Source organism: Carboxylicivirga marina, assembly GCF_016612505.1.
Taxonomy (GTDB): Bacteria; Bacteroidota; Bacteroidia; order Bacteroidales; family Marinilabiliaceae; genus Carboxylicivirga; species Carboxylicivirga marina.
Genome location: NZ_JAENRR010000003.1, coordinates 42,357 through 64,648, shown reverse-complemented (window position 1 = coordinate 64,648; position 22,292 = coordinate 42,357). Strand labels below are relative to the sequence as shown.

11 protein-coding genes are annotated in these 22,292 nt (G+C 39.9%); all 11 read right to left on the bottom strand.

Annotated features, from left to right (window positions below; all coding sequences use genetic code 11):
* Nucleotides 1-21 precede the first annotated feature (21 nt).
* Entirely contained in the window at nt 22-3,183 is a 3,162-nt protein-coding gene (locus tag JIV24_RS02040; protein WP_200463336.1) for a SusC/RagA family TonB-linked outer membrane protein, read from the bottom strand.
* A gap of 494 nt (nt 3,184-3,677) precedes the next feature.
* Nucleotides 3,678-5,099 carry a sulfatase-like hydrolase/transferase gene (locus JIV24_RS02035; RefSeq protein ID WP_200463335.1) on the bottom strand — a complete coding sequence of 474 codons (1,422 nt, stop codon included), beginning with the start codon at nt 5,097-5,099 and terminating at the stop codon, nt 3,678-3,680.
* A 259-nt stretch (nt 5,100-5,358) separates the two neighbouring features.
* On the bottom strand, nt 5,359-7,614 hold the full coding sequence (locus JIV24_RS02030; protein WP_200463334.1) for a glycosyl hydrolase family 28-related protein: 2,256 nt from the start codon (nt 7,612-7,614) through the stop codon (nt 5,359-5,361).
* 212 nt (nt 7,615-7,826) lie between these two features.
* Complete coding sequence (locus tag JIV24_RS02025; protein ID WP_200463333.1) at nt 7,827-10,364, bottom strand: glycosyl hydrolase family 28-related protein; 2,538 nt, start codon at nt 10,362-10,364, stop codon at nt 7,827-7,829.
* Nucleotides 10,365-10,398: 34 nt separating this feature from the next.
* Nucleotides 10,399-11,904 carry a T9SS type A sorting domain-containing protein gene (locus JIV24_RS02020; protein WP_200463332.1) on the bottom strand — a complete coding sequence of 502 codons (1,506 nt, stop codon included), beginning with the start codon at nt 11,902-11,904 and terminating at the stop codon, nt 10,399-10,401.
* A gap of 23 nt (nt 11,905-11,927) precedes the next feature.
* The gene (locus tag JIV24_RS02015; protein WP_200463331.1) at nt 11,928-13,331 is read right to left on the bottom strand and encodes a sulfatase-like hydrolase/transferase; all 1,404 of its coding nucleotides are present in this window, start codon (nt 13,329-13,331) and stop codon (nt 11,928-11,930) included.
* 30 nt (nt 13,332-13,361) lie between these two features.
* On the bottom strand, nt 13,362-14,987 hold the full coding sequence (locus JIV24_RS02010; protein ID WP_200463330.1) for a sulfatase family protein: 1,626 nt from the start codon (nt 14,985-14,987) through the stop codon (nt 13,362-13,364).
* A 7-nt stretch (nt 14,988-14,994) separates the two neighbouring features.
* On the bottom strand, nt 14,995-16,347 hold the full coding sequence (locus JIV24_RS02005; protein ID WP_200463329.1) for a glycoside hydrolase family 28 protein: 1,353 nt from the start codon (nt 16,345-16,347) through the stop codon (nt 14,995-14,997).
* A 114-nt stretch (nt 16,348-16,461) separates the two neighbouring features.
* On the bottom strand, nt 16,462-18,117 hold the full coding sequence (locus JIV24_RS02000; RefSeq protein ID WP_200463328.1) for a sulfatase family protein: 1,656 nt from the start codon (nt 18,115-18,117) through the stop codon (nt 16,462-16,464).
* A 42-nt stretch (nt 18,118-18,159) separates the two neighbouring features.
* On the bottom strand, nt 18,160-19,734 hold the full coding sequence (locus JIV24_RS01995; protein WP_200463327.1) for a sulfatase family protein: 1,575 nt from the start codon (nt 19,732-19,734) through the stop codon (nt 18,160-18,162).
* 67 nt (nt 19,735-19,801) lie between these two features.
* Complete coding sequence (locus JIV24_RS01990; protein ID WP_200463326.1) at nt 19,802-22,117, bottom strand: glycoside hydrolase family 3 N-terminal domain-containing protein; 2,316 nt, start codon at nt 22,115-22,117, stop codon at nt 19,802-19,804.
* Between the last annotated feature and the right edge of the window lie 175 nt (nt 22,118-22,292).

Here is a 22,292-nt window from a genome sequence, read left to right as displayed (position 1 = left end):
TCATGTGTATTCTTTTTTATATTAAAAACTTAAGTTCAGTCCAAAGGTAATTGAACGGGCATTTGGTGGAGCCAACCAATCTACGCCAATAATATTACCATTGTTTAAAAAGCTGGTAATTTCAGGATTAAAACCACTATAGTTGGTAAACGTAAACAGATTAGATCCGGAAATGAATATGTTAGCTCTGCTGAAAATGTTGGTTTTTTCTACAGGAATATCATACCCCAGGGTAATTTCACTAATTCTTAAAAAACTACCGTCTTCTACTTGTCTGTCACTAATTGCCGGACGATCTTCCCATGAATATCCGATTCGCGGATACGTATTGGATGGTGCATCTGGTCTCCAGGCCTGGAAGTAAGCATCTTTTCTTATATTACTAAATATTCCTTGAGCATAATCAATACTAACATTGGTTCCGTTTATGATATCGTTACCATAAGTACCGTTTAAGAGCACATTTAAGCTTAGTCTCTTATAACTCATATTCAAATAACCCCCAAATATGAAGTCCGGGTTTGGATTGCCAATAACTGTTCGGTCGAAAGCATCTATTATACCATCCTCATTGATATCTATAATTCTCACATCACCAGGTACTGCATCGCTTACCTCAATAACGTCGTCCGTTTGGTAAATCCCATCTGTTTTAAATCCGTAAAATAAACCTACTTGCTCGCCCTCAATGAAAATATTGGCAGGAACACCGAAATACTTACCTGTAGATATTTCATCTCCTATATAAAATGAACGTTGTTGTAGCGAGCCATCAATATAAACCCCAGATTCAGGAATGCCCAAGTTTAAAATTTTATTTCTATTAAAAGCGATATTACCACCAATCTCTACATTAAAATCGTTCTTATCGACCAAAACACCACTAAGCGTTAACTCCAAACCTTTTGTTTCAACACTTCCTCTGTTAATTAATAATTGGCTAAACCCTGTGGATGTTGGAAGTTTTTCTAATTGTAATAAATCATCTGTTTGTTTAGAATACAAATCTACATTACCTAATATCCTATCATTAAATAAACCGAAATCCACACCTAAGTTAATCTGTGTTGTTGTTTCCCAAATTAGGTCTGAATTTCCGATGTTTACAGGTGCAAAACCAATTTCTGTTCCATTTCCAGATTTACCGTACAATACGTCGCTATAATTTGCAAATGTTTGGTAAGGTTGAATGGCCTGGTTTCCTGTTTTACCCCATCCAGCTCTTAATTTTAAGTTATTTAGGATTTCTGAGTTCTCTAAAAAGTTTTCATTACTACTTAACCAAGCAAAGGAAAATGATGGGAAGGCACTGTACCTATTTTCTTTAGAGAATTTTGAAGACCCATCAATTCTATACGTACCCGTAAAAATGTATTTATTATCGAAAGTATAATTAAAACGAGATAAATAGGACAGTAATTGGGTTTTTTTTGGAATCTCTGTATAAGGTCGGTTTACAAGTTGTCCATAATTAGGTATTTCTGCTCCAAACAAAAATGTTGAGAAGTCTGAAATTTGATAAAGTGTATTGCTAACATCACGAACATCATAAGTTACACCTGCTACGGCATTTAGCCTGTGCTTTTTGTTAAAAGTTCGATTATAATTTAGTAAGTTATTGATTTGGTAAGACTTGGTGTTTAATTTGGATATAGATAATTGTCCATTGGAAGTTCTACCAGTGCTTGTTGTGGGCCCATAAAAGCGTCTGCGCTCTTTGTCACGAATATCGCCTCCTGCCTGCAATTTATAGCTTAAACCTTTAATGTTAAACTTATAAGTAAGACTAAGGGCACCTCTAAAACGGCTTTCTTCTGTAAGGTCTTCAAAATCATTAATCCAAGAAAGCGGTGAGGCAGTTTGTATCTGATCGTCACTAAAATCTTGTCCAACACCACCTGTTAAGGGGTTATATCGAAGAATATTATTTATGAAGCTTCCGCCACCTCCAGATCTACTTCCATCTTGAGCAAAACTGCCGTTGGCGTAAAAGCCACTAACTCTTGTGTCTAATTTTAATTTGTCAGATAAATTCTGAGTGAGGTTGATACTTAAATTTCCTGATTGAAATCTTGAATTCTCAACAACACCCCCCTGGTCGTTATAGCCTGCAGAAACATAAAAGTTGCCTGTGTCTGAACCGCCACTAAAAGAACCACCAAAGCTTTTTGAAAAACCTTGCTTATAGATATCATCTTGCCAATGATTTTGAATTAGTGCCTGCTCTGCTATTACAGGATCCGTGTCACTATTAAGAATCTGATATACCTGACCATCACTTATATGGTATAAAGGAACGCTATTGGATTCATTTCTATATTGAGCATACTCTATAGCACTTAAGACATCAATTTTTTTATCAATTGCTGAAACGGATGTGTTTGCAAAACCCGTAACAGCCATCTTTCCTTTACGTCCTTTCTTAGTGGTAATGATAATAACACCATTAGCCCCTCGGGAACCATAAATAGCCGTTGCTGAAGCATCTTTTAAAACCTGCATACTCTCAATATCCCTTGGGTTAATACCATTTAGTCCATTTTGAACCTCTTGCAGGCTATTTCCACCCTCAGGGTTTTGCGTATCTTCACCGGCAGAAGCAATAATAACACCATCTACAACATATAAAGGCTCGTTATTACCTCTTAAACTGCTGGCTCCTCTAATTTTTACTGTGACACCCGAACCAGGGGCCCCGGCATTTTGTGTAACCTGAACACCTGCTGCCCTACCTTGTAGTAATTGATCTACAGTAATGTTTTGTTGAGCAGCTGTTTCATTAACTTTTACTGAAGTTACGGAGCCTGTAAGGTCTTTTTTGTGTACCGTACCATAACCTACAGCAACAACTTCATTCAAATTTACAACATCGGTTTCCAGTATTATATTAATAGTATTTCTCTTATTTACAGCTACCTCCTGAGGAGTAAAACCTATAAAAGAAAACACAAGAGTCGCATCGGAAGGGGCATTTAAACGATAAACACCATCGATGTCGGTAATTGTACCTTGAGATGTCCCTTTAATCAATACCGAAACACCCGGAAGAGTTTCCCCGTCGGCTTGTATTACCTTACCTGTAATAGGAATTTGCTGAGCAAATATAGCTGTGCTCATGAATAGAGATAAGAAGATCATTATCGTGATCTTAGTACTCCACAATCCTTTGACATTTTTTTTCATAAATAACTGATTTGAAATGATAATAAATATTTTCTCTTAAAATTCTATACTGAATTTTGAGGTTTCTATTTTACTATAGGCATCCATTATAATAATAGGTTTCTTAATTACAATGAATGCCAAAAGACAAATTAACAAGTGCAAAAAAAGGGTAATAGATGTATAAATTCAGAAAGGATTGTACGCTTTTTTTAGAAATTTATCCGTTTAAAAACCAGACCATCATTTACCCTTCAAATCCATATGCTAAACCTTATTATATAGGTTTCTTATGCATATTTCGTATGTCAGCATCACCTATTTCATATGATTATATTTTGTTTTTTATTGCCACTACTTGTCCCGATTTTTCGGGATGGAACTCGCCAAAATTAATCATGCTCCTGTGTGAGAATCTATCCGCATAGCTCGTTTCATATGTTTAAACTTTCTTTCAGTTGTCACATGGAACTCTCAAGAAATTTTAATCATTACCCTGTGTGTAATTTTTAAGATTAAAATTTACATGTTCGTTTCATCCTATTCCCCGAAAATGGCCAATGTGAATTGGCCTCACTCTGACTCTTCATTAAGTCATCCATTTCCATTAACAACTCAGTACGCTTCTGAGCCTGGTCGGACTCCTCATACAAATCCTCCTCAACATTATAGAGTTCGGGCTTACCACTTTGCTTGTAACGTACCACTTTCCATTGGTCTTTGCGCAGAGCCTGCCTGTAGCCATTTGGCGTTGATCCTACCTGTAATTCCCAATATAGGTGCTCGTGTTCTTTTTGAGTTTTATTCATTAACTCGGGTAAGAAAGAGATGCCATCTGTTTGCTCAGGAGCTTCTATTCCTGCTGCTTCTGCCAGGGTTGGCATGATGTCGTAGAAAATCCCTGCATGATCAGAAGTGGTACCTCCTTGAATTTTACCTTTCCACCAGGCTATCATTGGTACGCGAACACCTCCTTCGTACATATCTCTCTTTTTTCCTTTTAGCCCACCGGAGCTTTTAAAGAACAGATCGCTGTGTTTTTTTTCAGCTTGGGGACCATTATCACTGGTGAAAATCACCAGGGTATTATCCAATTCACCCATTGCATCCATTTTATCAAGCAATCGTTGAACCTGCTCATCCAGCATGCTTATACGTGAGGCATGGCGTCGCTCAATTTCAGGCCAGCCAAATTCCTTATAGCGTTCTGCTTCCCTTAAATCCGGTTCATGGGCGTGCGGGGTACGATACGACATCACCAGGAATAAAGGTTTTTGCGTATCACGATTTTTGTCGAGAAAGTCGATAGCCAGATTGGTTCGGAAAACATCCTTGCAATCATACTGCTTCCAATCATAATGAATAACGCTGTCCCTACCATTGATCCAATGGTCGTTCACTTCAAACTTTCCGCCCTCGGCCTTCTCACCCCATTGTTCCTGGATGGCATAATCAAAACCGCGCCCGGCTGCCCATGTGTTTACATCCTGCGGTATGCCTAAGTGCCATTTTCCTATAAAAGCGGTTTGGTAACCTGCACCCTTCAGCATTTCGCCGATTGTAAGTTCTGACTTTTTAAGTGCCACACGCCCCCAGTTTCCATCCTCAACATGACCATAATTACCACGTACATTTAACTTCCCTACCTGAATCCCCGTCATTAATACACCTCTCGAAGGAGCACAAACAGAACTTCCGGCATAAAATTGTGTAAAACGCATGCCTTCACTGGCCATTTTATCAATGTTAGGTGTTTTGATGACTTCCTGCCCGTAACAGCCTAATTCACCATAGCCCATATCATCAGCCAAAAGAATAACAATATTTGGTTGAGCAGGCTTTTGAACACCATCCTTATTTCCAGTTTTACTGCTACAGGAAAATAGCAAAACAGCCAAGCTGAAATAAATCGTTTTCAATACACTCAATTTTTTCATTACTTTAATTTATTATACATATCATAGCCAACTGATGCTTTATAAAACACTAAGCAACTCGTCATTAGTTATTTTATAAACTTACTATCCTTCAATCGTGGCTTTTCTTGTTAGGAAGGTTAAATAGTAACTTCAATACATTTACTTCTCAGCATCCTAATAATTCATTGGAAGTGTTCTTCAATCCGAAAAACACTGGCTCGATGCTCTCTCGATTCCAGCCTTTGCAAAGCTTATCATTTTTTTACTTTATAATTCCTCACCGATTCGGCCTGTCCAAAACTCCATTTTCATACCATAGAACCGAATAATCGCCTGTTACTTTAGTTTCTGAATCCACAATCCAGTATTTAGTAATATCTTTTACAGTTCTATTAAACAGTTTACCACTTTTGCTCTTACGCGTTAAATTGCGCAATACAATATCTTTTGAGTTGCTAATTACAACTATTGCACGGTCGTATTCTCTATCCATATAATAATTACCCGAGCCTCCAATTACTTGTATATTTTCGGAATCAACTATATTGAGATGCTCTGCCGGACCTTCGTATTTCATACCAAATATTGTGGTATTCTTCGCATTTTTAATCATAATAGATGGTGAGTGCGGGTGATGCTCAACACTAAGCTGGTAGAATGTTAGAGGATTGGTTGTATTGTTTACATCTACAATATGATAGCCAGAAACAGGAACATTGGAACGGTAACGATCGTCAAGCGCAATATGGTCTGCTGAAATATGATATACCTTACCTCCTGCATTTTTACAGAATTCGATGTATGCAGCGCCTTTCTTTTTGTTTTTCTTCCAGTTGTCGGCTTGTGGCCAGCCATATCGGCGTTTATCTTCGGTAACTATATCACGTACTATTGTATTTGCACTTTGCACACGCAGATAGCACATACGAGGATGCCCCATGATTGTAAAATCGCTGAGAATAATGTTTCCTTCGGCATCGTCGGCTGTATTAATAATGGCTCCATCCTTATAGTCCCATGCTGTTTTTGCCACCAGTTTCGAACTACTTTTAGCTGTACCAATAAGTTTAGTTCCTTTTTTTACAAAAAGAGCTTGCCCCAAATCGAAATTACCGCGAGGAATTAAAACTGTTTTACCGTAGTTCTTGCTCTTTGGGTTTGAAACATCGTCAAGTGCTTTCTGAATGGCAATGGCATCGTTATCATCAGCATTTTCGTTGGCACGAGTTGCTCCGTATGCTACAATATCCACTATATTCGGGTCGTTAAAATCGGGCATTTCACCATACGAGTGTTTGCTGTAAATGTCTTCCTTTGGATCTTTGTCGATTACTTTTTCCGAATATTCATAATTCTTTGTTCTGTCGCTCAACTCTTTCCCATTAACTACCACCGATGCTTTATCCAATTTTGAGGTAAACATGTATTTAGTGATTTTCTTCCACTTGCTATTATCCCCTGCGATATACGAGTATGGAGCTGTAGTTACGCCGCTCTCGATCAGTTTGTCGGCTTTTATGTATACATTCACAAGGGTTACATCCTGTGAGCCGTTTGAGATGGCAATACCTCCTTCTCCCGGCACTTCAATACTTCCATCTGTAAGACACATATCCGCAATAGCATGATGAAGTGCTCCTGATTCCTTAATGTCACCATAAGTATTATTAAGATGTATTGCTCTGTAATTGGCAGAGGCATCTTGGGGCGCTGTTATTTTAAACCCGGCTAATACCAATGGCCCTCTTACATTTTTAATTTTTATACCATATTCTTTTTGTCCTTCAAGAATCAAGCCTTCAATGGTAGGGTTGGCACGGTGCTGATTCTGGTCGATACCAATATCGCCACCCACAATATGTATATTCACACAACCACCGCCTGAGCCTGGTAAATCTTTAATTCCTGCTTTAAATGCTTTTCCGTATATTTTTGTATTCTCAAGAACACATTGCTGCGCTCCTGCTGCCATAATACCAATGGCTTCGGGATTGTTTCCCAAATCAACATTTATGTTTCTAAACGTAAATCCATAATGACTGGCCGGGGCTTTGCCTTTTGTGGGACTATTCAATTGAAAAAATACCAATATATTGTCATCAATTGTGCTTCCATCTTTTAAGCGAATTACCGGTTTTTTACCTTTTTCAGCCCCAATGAATTGATGTCCGTATTGACGCGTTTCCAATGATGCTATCAATTTAAGCTGTTTCGATACTAAAAAGGTTTTTCCGGCTGGCAGGTATACCATAAAACTATTTGGGTAGGCATCGTCAATGGCATCCTGAATGGCCTGAGTGTCATCATTAATACCATCGCCCTTGGCGTTGTATGGTTGGCAGGTTACATCAATAACTCCTTTGTGTGTTTTATCGGGGTTAATCTGTGCATATTGTTTTAATCGACTGTTAAATTCAGAAACAGTTGTAGTGGTGGTACGATGCTCAACAGTTTGCGCATTTGCCAATTGCACTACTATACTTAGAAAAAGGATAGAACTAACTGCTTTTAGTGCCTGTTTTATAGATTTCATGATTTTTTCAATTATTTTAAAATTATTGTTTTCAATAATACATTTATTCGTTTCAAACGAATCAAAAAAAAGACATTTTAATAAGTCGAAAGTAAGGTGAATATCTTCACGAAATCAGAAAGAATTGTACGTTTTTTTTTGAAAATTATCCGTTAAAAAAACAGCTTGCATCATCATGCAAGCTGCTATTCAATAAATACTGAAACTTCCTTTTAATTCTTCACGACCTTGATACTGTAGCTTCCACTTTCTGAAGAAATATTTAACACATATACGCCCGGCCTTAGAGAAGAACAATTGATTTGATTACGTTTTAAAAATCCTTGTTGCATTAGTCGGCCGGATAAGTCGAGTATCCTATATTGACATTGAGCCGCTTGATTAGATAATGAAACGTATACAAAGTCGTCAATAGGATTTGGATAGACCTGTATCTCATTATTTTTTTGAATCTCATCATTAGTGGCAGCAGGCGTATCACTATCCTTTTTATACCATAAAATGGCATGGTATGGGCTTACCTCTGTTTCCGAATCTAAAACCCAAAACTTTGTAATGTCATTTACTGGGTAATCCCTACCAAAAATATATCTTCCGTGTAGCGTTTTTCGGGCCATATTTCGCAACAAGATATTAGTGGAATTACTAATATTAATTATTGCCTGGTCGCCTTCTCTGTCCATGTAATAATTTCCGTTACCGCCACATATTTTAATATTATCGGAATTTATGATATGAAGGAGTTCTGCAGGACCCTCGTACTTAAAACCAAATATGGTCAGGTTAGATGCATCTTCTACAAGTACCTTTGGTGAAAATACATGATGCTCCACACTGATTTGATAGAATGCAAGTGGGTTACTGGTATTTTTAATACTAACATGATGATAATCGGGCTCATTTGGAGATGGATTCCATCGGTCATGTTTTGTAAGTTGACCTGTACAAACTTGATAAACCTTGCCTCCTGCATTCATTGTAAAATCAAGATATGTTGCCACTCTAGGATTAACCCTTTTCCAGTCGTCTGTTGTGCCGGGCCAGCCCCAGGCAATTTTGTCTTCAGTCATAATATCTCTAACCACGCTATTACCACTTTGAACACGCAGGTAACACATGCGTGGATACCCCATGATGGAGAAATCGCTGAGAATAATTTCTCCATTAGCATCATCAACTGTTGTAATTATTGCCCCGTTTTCGTTTTTCCATGGATTGTTTGCGTATATGGTTGAGATGTTTTTTGCTGTACCAATCAGTTTCACTCCTTTTTTTACCACAATAGGGTTGTCTATACCAAAATTTCCGCGCGGAATTAAAACCGTTTTCCCATAATTAGCGCTTTCAGGATTGGAAACATCATCAATGGCACTCTGTATGGCAAGCGCATCATCGTCATCCGGATTTTGGTTGGCTGTTGTTGCTCCATAAGTGGTAATGTCAACCAGGTTTGGATTGTTAAAATCCGGTATTTCTCCGTATGAATGTTTACTGTAAATTGATTCATCAGGTGTTTCATCCGTTATTGTTCCTGTGGATTCGTAACTATTGGTCCTGTCATTCAATGATTGACCGTCTATCACTACCGACGATTGATCGAGGATTGATGTATAATAATGTTGACTGATTTTTTTCCATTGATTTTCATCCCCTTGAATAAAAGAATAAGGGGCTGTATGTACTCCATTTTCAATCAATTTGTTTGCTTTAATATACACATTCACCAGGCTCAAATCTTGTCTTCCATTTCTAATTCCAACGCCATTCACTCCAGATACTTCGATACTACCATCGGTAAGGCATAAATCTGCAAGGCTATGGTCAACAACAGTAATTTCTCCTATTACAGTCTCATTAAAATTTTTATTATTGAGATAAATTCCATTATAGTTTGCAGATAGTGCTTGCGTACTGCTAATTTTAAATCCGGCTATCACTAATGGCCCTTGCGTATTTGTGAGTTTAATACCATAGTCTTTTTGTTCTTCCAGCACCAATCCAATCAGCGTGGGACATGAGCGATTTTGGTCTTGATGAATTCCTATATTTCCGCCTATAATGTGAACATTTACAGAACCACCACCAGAACCCGGTAGATCTTTTATTCCAACATTGAATGCCTCGCCGTATATTTTAATATCTTCTATCACACAATGTTGAGCTCCTGCCATTGTAAGGGCGGTTGCGGCAGGGTTGTTTCCCATATCAATATCAATATTCCGAAAAGTAGCTGTGTAATGTTTGGCAGGTTCAGTGCCTCCTTGACCATTGTCATATTGGAAACGTATTAGTGCGTCATCATAATTATTAGCTCCCCCGATTCCACTTCCATCAATCAATCGAATAATGGGTTTATTCCCATTGGCATCCCCAAGTAATTGATGGCCATATCGGCGACTTTCAGTAACAGTGATCAGTTTAAGTTGTTGCGATACCAAAAATATTTTACCGGCAGGAAGATATACAGCAAAGTTATTATCGTAGGCATCATCTATTGCATTTTGTAAGGCCTGAGTATCGTCAGTATTGCCGTCGCCTGCCGCACTATACGGAGAGAGGGTAACATCAATAATTCCCTTTTGTGCCTCGTTAGGGTTCGTATTTACATACTCTTGTAAACGTGTGTTAAATGCAGAATACGGAACTGTTGTTGGACCGTGCACGGGGGGTTGCGCATGTGCTAATTGAATACCCAACCCCAGAATAAGGATGAAACTAATTGTTTTTATCGATTGAATGATGTATTTCATAATATTCTAATATTTCAATGGAAAAACCTTCCAATTAATTCTTAACGACCTTTATACTGTAGCTTTCACTTTGTGAGAGAATATTTAAAACATATACGCCCGAGCGGAGAGAAGAACCATTTATTTTATTACTATCAAGGAGTCCTTCTTGCACCACCTCTCCGGATAAGTTGAATATTTGGTATTGATATTGAGTAGCTCGACTAGATAATGACACGTACACAAAGTCATTGATAGGATTTGGATAGACCTGTATCTCATTATTTTTTTGAATTTCATCATTAGTACCCAGGGGCGGTTTATTAATTTCAATCATGTACAGGTCGTTCTTACCTGGTTCGGTATAATTATCCATGTTGCTGCGAAAGAAGAGGCGGTCACCGGCGTGATTAATCCAAGGTTCTGGTTGATCGGCGAAATAATGGAAAGAACCGTCTTGGGTACGCGCCCTATGATGGGCCACCCGGCTAATCGCACCCGTTCCCGTTGTGACCAGTGGCACCTGTACAAGTTCTCCTAAGTAGGGAAACCACTCTACATTTGGATCGAGCCCTTTGGACTCCACGGCAAGAAAAATATGGTTTCGGCTCGACCCTCCTACTGCACTGTACATAATGACGCTCAGCTCACTCGCAGCAAGGATATTAAATTGCTTCAGATCCGAAAAGCGAATAGCCCAAATGCCTCCACTAAGTTTAGTGACCAGGCACTCCTCGTCCGTACCGTCCTGATACGCCAGATCCATGTGCGCGTTCCCAATTCTTGAGCCATCACTTTTCGTGATTTCTCGTTCATTCGTCCAGTCCCGGTTCCATATCCATTTTTTACCCACTCCTGGTGTTGCAGCGGCTGGGTCAAAAGAGGTTCCCACAATATACTGCCCACTAGGACTTATGGTACAATAGTCTAATAAGTAGCTTGACATGTCCTTTACCGGACCTGTTTCGCCGGTGCGTATGTTATAGGCAAACATTTCACCAGGCAGCCCATTTGCATCCTGAGGGCCCTTGTTCAACAGTAACCATTCTCCGGTGTCGTCAAAGTCATTGCCGTCACCACCACACAACTTACCCGTTGCGTCGCCGATCGGTTCAGAAAAGGTGCCCAGGGTGGTTGTTGCATCGGTCACGACGTTAAAACCCATTAATTTGTTTCCCTCTGCATACACCAGCACCTCCGGATCATAAGCCCAGCGAACGATTGTACGATCCGATACGAAGTTTGGTAGTATGCGGATTAAATCACCGGTTCGGCCATCGAACAAATGAAGCCTCTTGGGAGCAGGGAGATCGACTGCGATAACAAAGTATTGATCGTCTGAACTGAACATGGCTCGCTCACCATTGAATCCAAAAACACTCTGGGTATCAGTCAGCCGCTTGATTTGTGTACCGAAGACCGGGTCGGTGAACCATTCACCTGCAACAGGCGGCTTAAATGTTTCATAATCGGATGGCAAGATTATTTGACCTAAAACAACTGTAAAAGCGTGTGACATTAAAATTAGTAGTACAATCAATATCCTTTTATGAAAACCCATTAGATTATTAATTAAGGTAATAATTACTTCTTATTCTTGTTGTCCTTAAACTTCTTGATGTGTTCCAGTCCTAAATAGGCTGGTTCAATCAAACCTTTGCTCCATTCAATACGCAGCTTGTCAATCTCTTGATAACGCTCAGGAGATGTTTTGACCATATTATTTTCTTCGCTAATATCATCTTTCAAATTATACAACTGACGCCACGCTCCTTCATTTTGTGTAATAATTTTATAGTCTCCCATACGTACGGCATAAGTGCCTTTTGACCCGTTGCCCCTCAGATAAATAGCTTTGTGTGGCGCACCCTGTTTTGCACCCGTAACATAAGGGATAAGATTTACTCCATCGAGCGGTTTCTCAGGATTAAGAGGAGCATCGGTTAAATCAGCAATGGTAGCCAGTACATCCAATGAATTGACGGGCTGGTCGTAGACCGAAGGCTTGGTAACCCCTTTCCACTTCATCAAAAACGGCACTCGAAATCCTCCCTCAAAAGAAGAGCCTTTATCTCCACGAAGAACACCGTTATTAGCACCCCATTTCATTTTACCTCCATTATCGGACATGAAAAACACAATTGTATTTTCTTCCAGTCCGCATTCACGAAGCTTTTTCATTATCTGACCAACACCATCATCTAGACCTACAACCAACCCTGCATAGAGTTTCCTGTTCTTGTCTTGTATGTGCGATACCCGCTTCAGATGTTCCTCCGCCGGGTGCAATGGAGTATGTGGAGCGTTATACGACATAAATAGAAAAAATGGTTTTTCCTTATGGCGATCGATAAAGTCTACTGCCTCGTCAGAAAACTGTTCCGTCAGATGTTTCTTGAACTCTACGGGTGTGTGATCGCGAAGTATCCAGGTTCTCATTTGCTCAATCTCTTCGTTATCTTTAGTGAGATTATACGAGTCTTTATAACGCATCGCCTTCTGATAATAATAATGACTTCCGCCAAGATGTCCATAGAACTCATCAAATCCACGATTTAATGGGTGGTGCGTTTCTTTATGCGCTCCAAGATGCCATTTACCAATAATTTTTGATGTGTAACCAACCGGTTTCAATACTTCGGCAATTGTTTTTTCACTTTTAGGCAGTCCCATATTGGGGTCATTAGGTCGGTATTGCGGATTGCGTTCGGACCCAAAGCGCTGCTGATAGCGTCCTGTAATAAACCCTGCACGACTAGGTCCACATACCGAATAAGCAGCATATCCACTTGAAAACTGCACGCCACTTTCAGCTAACGCATCTATATTAGGGGTCGGTATATCGGTACAACCATTATAGCCCACATCGGCATATCCGAGGTCATCGGCCATTATAACAATAAAATTTGGCTTTTGCTGAGCGCTTACTAAAGAACTCGCACTTATTATACTCAATACAATAATCGATAAGAACCTTTTGTAATTCATTTTGAGTCTATTTACTATTTTCTAATAGTATTATTTCACAAACTGCCCGGGTAGTTTATCTAAGTAAGTTTTCAGTTCATTGCGCATTTCAATGAGTTTCTCTGCAAACGCAGGATCGTTCGCCAAATTGAAATTCTCATCGGGGTCAGCTTCAAGATCATAGAGTTGTTCTGCTTCAAAAAAAGCGGGCTTTTTACCGAAAGTATTTTTCTCGGCACCCCCTCCTCCCGGATAGAGTTCCAGATGACCATACGGTAAAGTAGGGTCCAAATTAATTGCTTTCCCTCCAAAAGAACGCCTCAATTCATTATAGTCATCCAACATTTTTGTGCGTTCTTCAAGCGTTGCATTCTGTGCAAATTCCGGATAGTTGAGTGTTAAAAATTTGAACTTGCCTTTTACTACGGCACGGGCATACCCCAATTCATGGTACATGCTTTCTCGTTCCGTGTAATCACCTCCTTCCAGGGCCGCCTTGAAACTTTTTCCATCGCAAATAGCATCCGGACTTTCATAACCAGCAAAATCAAGCAGCGTAGGTAAAAAATCTATATTTGAGACCATCACATCACATGTCTGTCCGCACTCGAACCCGGAACTGCGCCATACAATACTTTGCGAGTGAATACCGCCCTCGTACAGTGTCCCTTTGTTATGCTGCCCATGATCAGTAAAGAACAGGATTATGGTGTTATCAATAGTACCGGTTGCTTCCAGTTTATCCAGTAAAGCACCCAAAGCATCGTCCAGCCATAATAAATTGGTTTCTTCTTTCCCTTCCAGACCAGCCTCTTTAATTCGGCTCTTGAGGGTTTCACGTGGTGGCAGTACGTTTAAAGGTTCATCCAAATAGCCTTTAGCCGTAATTCGGGGATCAGCATCATATGAATTTTCAGGATTTAATGGGTCATGCGGAAGTGTTGTGGCAAAATACATAAAGAAAGGTTCATCTTTATAGGTTTCTATAAACCTTAATCCGCCCTCTGCAATCCAATCCATATTCTGTGCCGCCAAAGCTTTAACGCCTAACCAACTGGGATTATTATGATACAGATTATCTGCAAAATCGAAACCGCAATTTTTAATATCTTCCTGTAGTAAATGATGCCTGTGTTCGAGTTCTGCTCTAACCTTTGGGTCATTAGGATCGGCGTAAAGATCCGGCTTGTCATCATCATTAATTTGAGAAAGGCTTTCAACCACATGGTTTTTACCAACGAATCCGGTTTTATAGCCTAGTTCCTGAAAATAACTTCCCATGGTTTTGTTCTTTCCCGGAACGATATGGGTATTAAAGTTAACCACTGTCTGGCCTTCATTTTTTTCCGTATCCTCAAGAAACTCGGCATTAATGGCTCTGCTTGCATAATTTCCTGTCAAAGAATTATATCGACTAGGCGTACAAACCGGTGACACAACGCGCTGATTGGCCATAAAAACTCCCTCTCGTGCTAATCGGTCAAGGTTTGGGGTCAGGTTTTTACCTCGCCCTTCTGGTAGACAATTAAACATTTCAGGAGTCATATCATCAGCAATAAAGAAAATGATATTAGGTTGCTCCCCATTCACAGATTTCTTCGGCAGGAATACAAGGCTGGCAAAAACTATAGCAATTGCCAGTCCCAATCCTGAATATATATACTTCTTTAAATTCATCTTTCAATTAATTAGAATAGTTTTTTCCGTTGATCGTTACATTTTCCAGCAGAACCTGGTCATGCTCATGTATTTTCACAGGTAACTGGGCTTTCTCGATGGTCACATTTTTGATGTGTACATTTGTGATTGGTGATTCAATATGCCCTTGCACTCTAATGCCATAGCCGGTTTCTTCACATGTAACATTCTCTATATGAAAGTTTCGGAAGGTAGGAGGGAAATGCCCCCCACGGAAACTATGGTAATCTGTTTGAAAATAAATTAAAGCTTTAGTCGCCTGCCCTACCTCAATATTCCTTACACTTACATTCTCAATCATGCCACCACGGTCAAGATTGGCCTTAAAATAGATCAGATGACGTCCGCTTTTGATGGTATTGTTTTCGATAAACACATTGCGTACAGAGCCGGACATCTCGCTGCCAATCGCTATGCCGTTATGTACTTCAAGACAGGTATTGTTACGAATCACTATATTCTCCGAAGGTCTTGCTAACTGACGTCCTTCATAATCGCGTCCGGATTTGATGACCACAGCGTCATCTCCGGTACTGAATGTACACCCTTCAACCAGTGCATCGGTACATGAGTCCAAATCGATACCATCGTTATTGAGACGGAAACTCTCAATATGCAGATTGCGCATGATGATATGAGAAGAATAGACCGGATGAATAATCCAGAATGGCGATTCTATTACCTTAACTCCCTCCATTTTTACTCGGTGGCAATTGATAAACTGAATAAAGGATGGCCGCAACCAATGTCCCTCTCCGAATACACGTTGTTCAACAGGGACTCCTTTATCACCCATATCGCGCAAATTATTCTGATCCGGCGTTTGTTTCTCTAACCAGGGAGCAAAAGTATCTTTGGCATTACCGTCAATGGTGCCGGAGCCGTTGATAGCAATATTTGTGCAGCTGTTTGCATAAATAAAAGGGGAATAATTAAAAAGTTCCGTCCCTTCCCAACGTGTAAAAACAAGGGGTAAAAAATCCGCTGGCTCTGCACTAAAACGAATAATACTCTCTTCGCTTAAATACAGGTTTACATTACTTCTGAAATGGATTGGACCTTCCAGCCAGTATTCTCCCTCAGGAATAACAACTCTTCCTCCACCTGCCTGGCTACAGATATTAATCGCGCTTTGTATTGCTGGCAAATCGTTGTGCTTTCCATCTCCAATAGCACCCAAATCACGCACATTAAAACTGCGATTAGGGAACGAAGGCTCTTGAATACCTTCTATGATCTCTTGTGCTTTCTCCCAGCCTTGTGCATTAGCATTATTAACACACAAGATAGTGATACCCAGTATTAAAAGTGCTATTTTATTAAAAAAACAATTTTTCATATGATTATAGTTTACTCTCATTGGCCATATGGAACTCTCAAGAAAAATCTAATCATCCTCTTGTGTGGAAAATTGGATGCGATTTTTCATGATCGTTTCATGCCTTTGTAATTTTTATTTGACATTCAAGCATTTAACGGGGCGACTTGTTTTATACCCTATGCGCTTTGCCCTTGTCACCAGCTTCTGTCCGGCTTTTAACTTAATAGGTTTGCTATATAGCATCCAACGGTTCCCTCCGATCTGATCATCGATCTGATAACCTATTGAAGCACCTTTGGTAGCACATGACAAAACAATGCCTTTATTGCTTTTAACAACAATAACATCCTCTGTTGAGGGTTGAATAAGGTTCGGCCAAAACATCTGCACAAGGTTGTATTCATCTATCAAACCTTTATCTCCTATTGCCAATTGCCAATCGGCCAATTGTTTTCTCATTTTTTGCAATTGCTCCTTGTAAGCAGGATCATGAGCCAGATTGTTCACCTCGTAGGGATCGTTTTCTAAATCGTAAAGCTCCTCAACTTCTCTGGTATCCTTAAAAATATAGGCAGCACCATCAGTCAGTTCTTCGTTTTTATCCATTTCAATAAGAACACTGGTCATTTCAATCTGCTCTCGATACTGGTTTCTGTAAATCAATGGAGTGCCGGGATCAAAATTTCGAATGTATGAAAACTTGCCATCAATGACCGAACGGGAAAAGTCATATACCTCATCAAAACGATCGGCAGAGCCAAAAACAGCTTCTCTTTTTTCATCTTTACAAGCTCCTAAGAATGCTTTACCCTGCATGTGTTCAGGTGGTTTTATTCCTGCCAGGGATAAAACTGTTGGTGCCAGGTCCATTAATGAGACTAAATCCTCATTCACCGTTCCTGCATCTCTACCATCGGGGAATCTAACGATTAAAGGCACGTGTAAACCTGTATTACCCACTGCTCTTTTCTGACGTAATAGAGGTCCTCCATGATCGCTCCAAAAGAAGATGATTGTTTTATCCAACAAACCCTCTTTTTCCAATTTATCCAAACGCTGTCCAATTAAGGCGTCCAATTCAACGATGTTTGAGTATTTTCTCCCCACATCCTTTCTAACCACAGGCAGATCCGGATAATAAGCCGGTATTTTTAGTTCCTCAGGATTTACCAACATAGGATCTTTGGCCTTCTTCCAAATCCTTGACTCATGAGACACCTCGTGGTTATACACTGAAAAGAATGGCATCCCTACAGGAGTATTTTCATAACCGGCTGTTTTACCATTCTCATCCCAAGCTGTAAATGGAGGATAGAATTGATAATCACATTTGGCATTATTGGTACAGAAATAACCGGCATTACGCAGGTACTCGGTAAAACATTTTACTTCGGCAGGCAGAACAGCTGAGTAGGCAGGTATATTGCGTCCGTGCTTTCCGGTAATGGCCTGATGAGAAGGATATGTCTCACCATCAATTCCGTTGTATCCCACATGTTTGGCTGTTCGCATGTTATGAGTACCAATACTAACCGGATACATCCCGGTAATAATTGACGATCGACTTGGCGCACAAACACCCGCAGTGGAATAAGCATTGGTAAACTTTATTCCCTCTTTCGCTAAACGATCTATATTTGGCGTTTCTATGCCTTCTGTTCCGTAACATGATAAAATAGGATCAATATCTTCGCAACTAAGCCATAGGATATTATAAGGTTCTTGTGCCTTAACAAAAGGTGCAAATAATAAAAGACCAAATACAATTAAATAACGCATATTTCTCATTATTTTTTTTTTAAACATTGTGCAATTACATCTTCAATTTCACTAGTGCCCGCCTACCAATCCTAATTCAGCATCAGTCATAGTGCGCATAACGCCAAGTGACTTATCAATACACAAGTTGTTCTGATGGTTCACAATATCAATCTTCATCTCCTTAATTATTTCTGCATAAGCAGGATCGGCAATGGCATTATTCATTTCATTTGGATCTTTCTCCAGATCATAAAATTCCCACACATCCATATTATAATAAAAATGAATCAACTTATATCGTTCGTTTCTCACGCCATAATGAGGTTGCACATGATGCCAAAAAGGATACTCGTAATACTGATAATAATAGCTTTTTCGCCAATCGGCAGGTGTTTGACCTTGCAGGTTCTCAGCAAAGCTTCGACCTTGTATTGCTTCAGGAACATCAACATTAGCAAAATCAAGCAGTGTTGGTGCAAAATCGGCATTGGTAATGATATCGTTACTTTGAGATTTAGCTGCTACTTTTTCAGGATAACGAACAATGAATGGCATTTTAGAGGATGTTTCGTACATAAATCGTTTATCAAACCATCCATGTTCACCTAGATAAAAACCTTGATCACCGGTGTAAACAACAATGGTATTCTCGGCCAAACCGTTCGCATCCAAATAATCTAATACGCGTCCTACATTGTCATCAACCGACTTGACACAGGCCAGGTAATCTTTAATATATCGCTGGTATTTCCATTTACGAGCCTCTTCCTGTGTTTTACAACCTTCGGGTAACCATGCTTCATCCGGATTGTTTCCATGTGTTTTCCATTGCCATAACTCTTTCCCTTCGAGTCCTTCCGGAGCTGTTACTTTCATATCAATTCGATTGAAATAGTCCATGGTCATCCAGGTATCACCGGCAGTAAGTTCACGTCCTTTATAATCATCATTAAAATTATCGGGATAGGGCATCTCTATGCCTTTGAACAGATCTTTATACTTTTCTTCAGGTTTCCAGGGACGATGTGGTGCTTTGAAATGAAGCAAAGCTGCAAAAGGCTTATCCTTGTCACGTCCATTCTCCAGCCAGTTCAAAATAAAGTCGCCTGTTAGGGTCGTTGCATAACCTTCTTCTCTGACATTTTTTCCATTCTCATTATACAAAGGATCATAATAATCGCCCTGCTGACTCTTATTATTGTGATACTTGAAATAGTCAAAACCAACCGGTTCAGAACCAAGGTGCCATTTACCAAAGAGTGAAGTCTGATATCCATTATCGTTCAAGGCCTTTATAAAAGTCCATTGTTTTTCGTTAAACTGCCCGCCACTTTCATTTTTAAAGTAACTATTTACGTGGCTATATTTCCCGGTAAGAATGGTTGCCCTGCTTGGACCACATATAGCGTTGGTACAATATACGTTGTTGAATATCATACCTTCATTTGCCAACCGATCTATATTTGGAGTGGTAAATATGTCTCCAAAAATGGTTCCATAAGCCGAAATGGATTGCGATGTATGATCATCTGCCATGATGAACAGAATGTTTGGACGTTTCTGTTTTTGTTCATTCTCACAAGAGAGAAGTAAGACGGACAATACGCCGATGGCTAATACTCCTAAAATTAATTTCACTTTCATTACCATTCCAATTTTCAGGTATGAATTAATCAGGCTGGACTGTTATTCACGCCCTCATCAAATACCATTACTTAACTTCGAACTCTATTTTTCTCAAATCCTCATTACGCGATGAACCTCCGATCATGGCAATAAAAGTTCCTTTTTCGATTATAGGATTCATGTCTATATCTAAAAAGGACAACATATCAGGCGTAATCGTAAAACTCACTTTTTGTGTTTGACCTGCTTTTATAGCAATGCGTTTAAAGTCCTTTAGCTCCTTTACAGGGCGACATACAGAAGCATATTGATCCTGGATATACAATTGAACGACCTCTTCACCATCAATATCCGATGAATTGGTTATCTCAACTGAAATTTCAATGGATTCATTTTTATTGATGGCAGAGTTTGACAACACAGGCTCGGCATATTCAAAAGTACTGTAAGACAAGCCATAGCCAAATGAAAATAAATCTCCTGTTTTGTTATTGACATAGTTGCGGAAATAATGCGATGGCTGGTGGTTGTAAAACATCTTTATCTGCCCAACACTCTGAGGCACTGTCATCGGCAATTTTCCTGACGGGTTTACATCGCCATAAAGAATCTCTGCAACAGCCTGCCCACCGAAACAGCCGGGTTCCCATGCTTCAATCAATGCAGGGACATGGTCTGCAATCCATGTCGTTGATAGGGGTCGCCCATTTACTAAAACCACTATGGTTGGTGTTCCGGTATTATAGATGGATTCAACCAACTGCTGCTGCAAACCTACCAACTGTAGGTTATCCCTGTCGTAGTTTTCTCCACAGGATCTTTCTTTCCGGTCTTTCATCCATCGTCCCGAGTTTTCGCCAACTACCACAATGGCTAAATCGGCTTTTTGAGCCATTGCCGTTGCTTCAGTTACTTGTTTTTCCGACTTCTTACGAAAATCCCACGCATAGTCATAGTGCATTATGTTGACCTGATCGTCTATTTGCTTTATCCCTTCAAGAATGGTGGTAACATTTTCATCCGGCTGCTTAAAAGCCCAGTCGCCTAAAATAGTTTGATTATTGGCATTTGGTCCGGTTACCAGTATGTTTTTGTATTTCTCTTTCTTCAGAGGAAGTATTCCGGTGTTTTTCAAAAGTACAATTGATTTTCGGGCGGCCTCCAAGGCTGTTATTTGATGCTCTTCCGCAAAAAGAGCTTCGGAAGTTTCTTGCTCTGTTATTTGCTGTTTTTCAAAAAGACCCAGTTTAAATTTAGCCTCTAAAATTAAGCGGACACTCGCATCAATACGTTCTTCAGAAAGCTTTCCTTCTTTAATCAACTCTAAAGTAGGTTCGAGAAAACCCGGTCCGTGCATGTGCATATCCATTCCGGCCTCAATCGTGATAAAACACGCATCTTTTTGTGTTTCTGCGACGAAGTGTGTATTTTTAAGTCGCTCAATATCCATCCAGTCGCTCACATAAAAGCCATCAAAACCAAATTCATCACGCATTATATCCTGCATCAACCATTTGTTGGCATGGCATGGAATTCTGTTTAACTCATTATGAGCAGTCATCACCGTAAAAACACCTGCATCAACAGCCGCCTTGAAAGGAGGCAAGTGCAACTCACGAATGGTTCTTTCTGAAAGTTCGGTTGGTGCAGCATTAATGCCGTTAATGGATTCTCCTCCGCCCAGCAAATGTTTTCCACAAGCCAATACTTTTTGGTCTCCTGTAAAATCACCTTGCTGTAAACCGTTAATCATTGCCACGCCCATTGCTGAAACCAAACAGGGATCTTCGCCAAAAGTCTCTCCAACTCGTCCCCATCGGGCATCTCTGGCCAAATCAATATTGGGTGTAAAGTTCCAATGCGAACCTGTGGCTCTCATTTCCCGGGCCGTTTCAACTGACATTTTTTTTACCAGTGCTGTATCCCAGGTGCTGGCCAAAGAAATTGGCGTTGGGTAAACCGTTGCTCCATTCACCAATCCACAGCCATGAATGGCATCATCACCTAAAAGCAAAGGTATTTTCAACCTGCTTTTCTGAGCCAAAGTTTGCAGGTAGTTCGCTTCATTAACGTCAAGAACGTGCAGGAAAGAGCCAATCATTCCCTGCTCAACCATTTTTGCTATTTCCGAAGAGTGAAGGCCAGGATAATACCCATGGGCGTCACTATTGGCCATCTCCTCTTTGGTGAGGTTTTTCTCTGCTTTTTTGATATGCTCCAAACCCACATACTGACACATTTGGGCTACCTTTTCTTCAAGCGTCATACGACCCATAAGGTCATTTACTCTCTCTTTAACAGGAGCTGATGCATCCAAATAGAGTGGATTATTATAGCTGTCGACGTTGTTACATCCAATAACACCGACTATTACAAACAGAAATATTATACTATGTTTCATATGATTATATTTTCTTTCATTTGCCATATGGAACTCGCCAGAAACAATCATCTTCATGTGTGAGTAACGTATACTCATGGCTCGTTTCATGCGTTTAAATTTTGTTTTTTATGGTCGCATGGAACTCGCAGAATTCAAGCATCCTCATGCGTGAGAAATCTTTTATCATGCTCGT

Bases quoted from the DNA above. Each gene is read 5' to 3' on its own strand.
- JIV24_RS02035 (WP_200463335.1), bottom strand. From the start codon at position 5,099: ATGAAAAAATTGAGTGTATTGAAAACGATTTATTTCAGCTTGGCTGTT.
- JIV24_RS02020 (WP_200463332.1), bottom strand. From the start codon at position 11,904: ATGGGTTTTCATAAAAGGATATTGATTGTACTACTAATTTTAATGTCA.
- JIV24_RS02040 (WP_200463336.1), bottom strand. From the start codon at position 3,183: ATGAAAAAAAATGTCAAAGGATTGTGGAGTACTAAGATCACGATAATG.
- JIV24_RS02010 (WP_200463330.1), bottom strand. From the start codon at position 14,987: ATGAATTTAAAGAAGTATATATATTCAGGATTGGGACTGGCAATTGCT.
- JIV24_RS02000 (WP_200463328.1), bottom strand. From the start codon at position 18,117: ATGAGAAATATGCGTTATTTAATTGTATTTGGTCTTTTATTATTTGCA.
- JIV24_RS02005 (WP_200463329.1), bottom strand. From the start codon at position 16,347: ATGAAAAATTGTTTTTTTAATAAAATAGCACTTTTAATACTGGGTATC.
- JIV24_RS02015 (WP_200463331.1), bottom strand. From the start codon at position 13,331: ATGAATTACAAAAGGTTCTTATCGATTATTGTATTGAGTATAATAAGT.
- JIV24_RS01990 (WP_200463326.1), bottom strand. From the start codon at position 22,117: ATGAAACATAGTATAATATTTCTGTTTGTAATAGTCGGTGTTATTGGA.
- JIV24_RS01995 (WP_200463327.1), bottom strand. From the start codon at position 19,734: ATGAAAGTGAAATTAATTTTAGGAGTATTAGCCATCGGCGTATTGTCC.
- JIV24_RS02025 (WP_200463333.1), bottom strand. From the start codon at position 10,364: ATGAAATACATCATTCAATCGATAAAAACAATTAGTTTCATCCTTATT.
- JIV24_RS02030 (WP_200463334.1), bottom strand. From the start codon at position 7,614: ATGAAATCTATAAAACAGGCACTAAAAGCAGTTAGTTCTATCCTTTTT.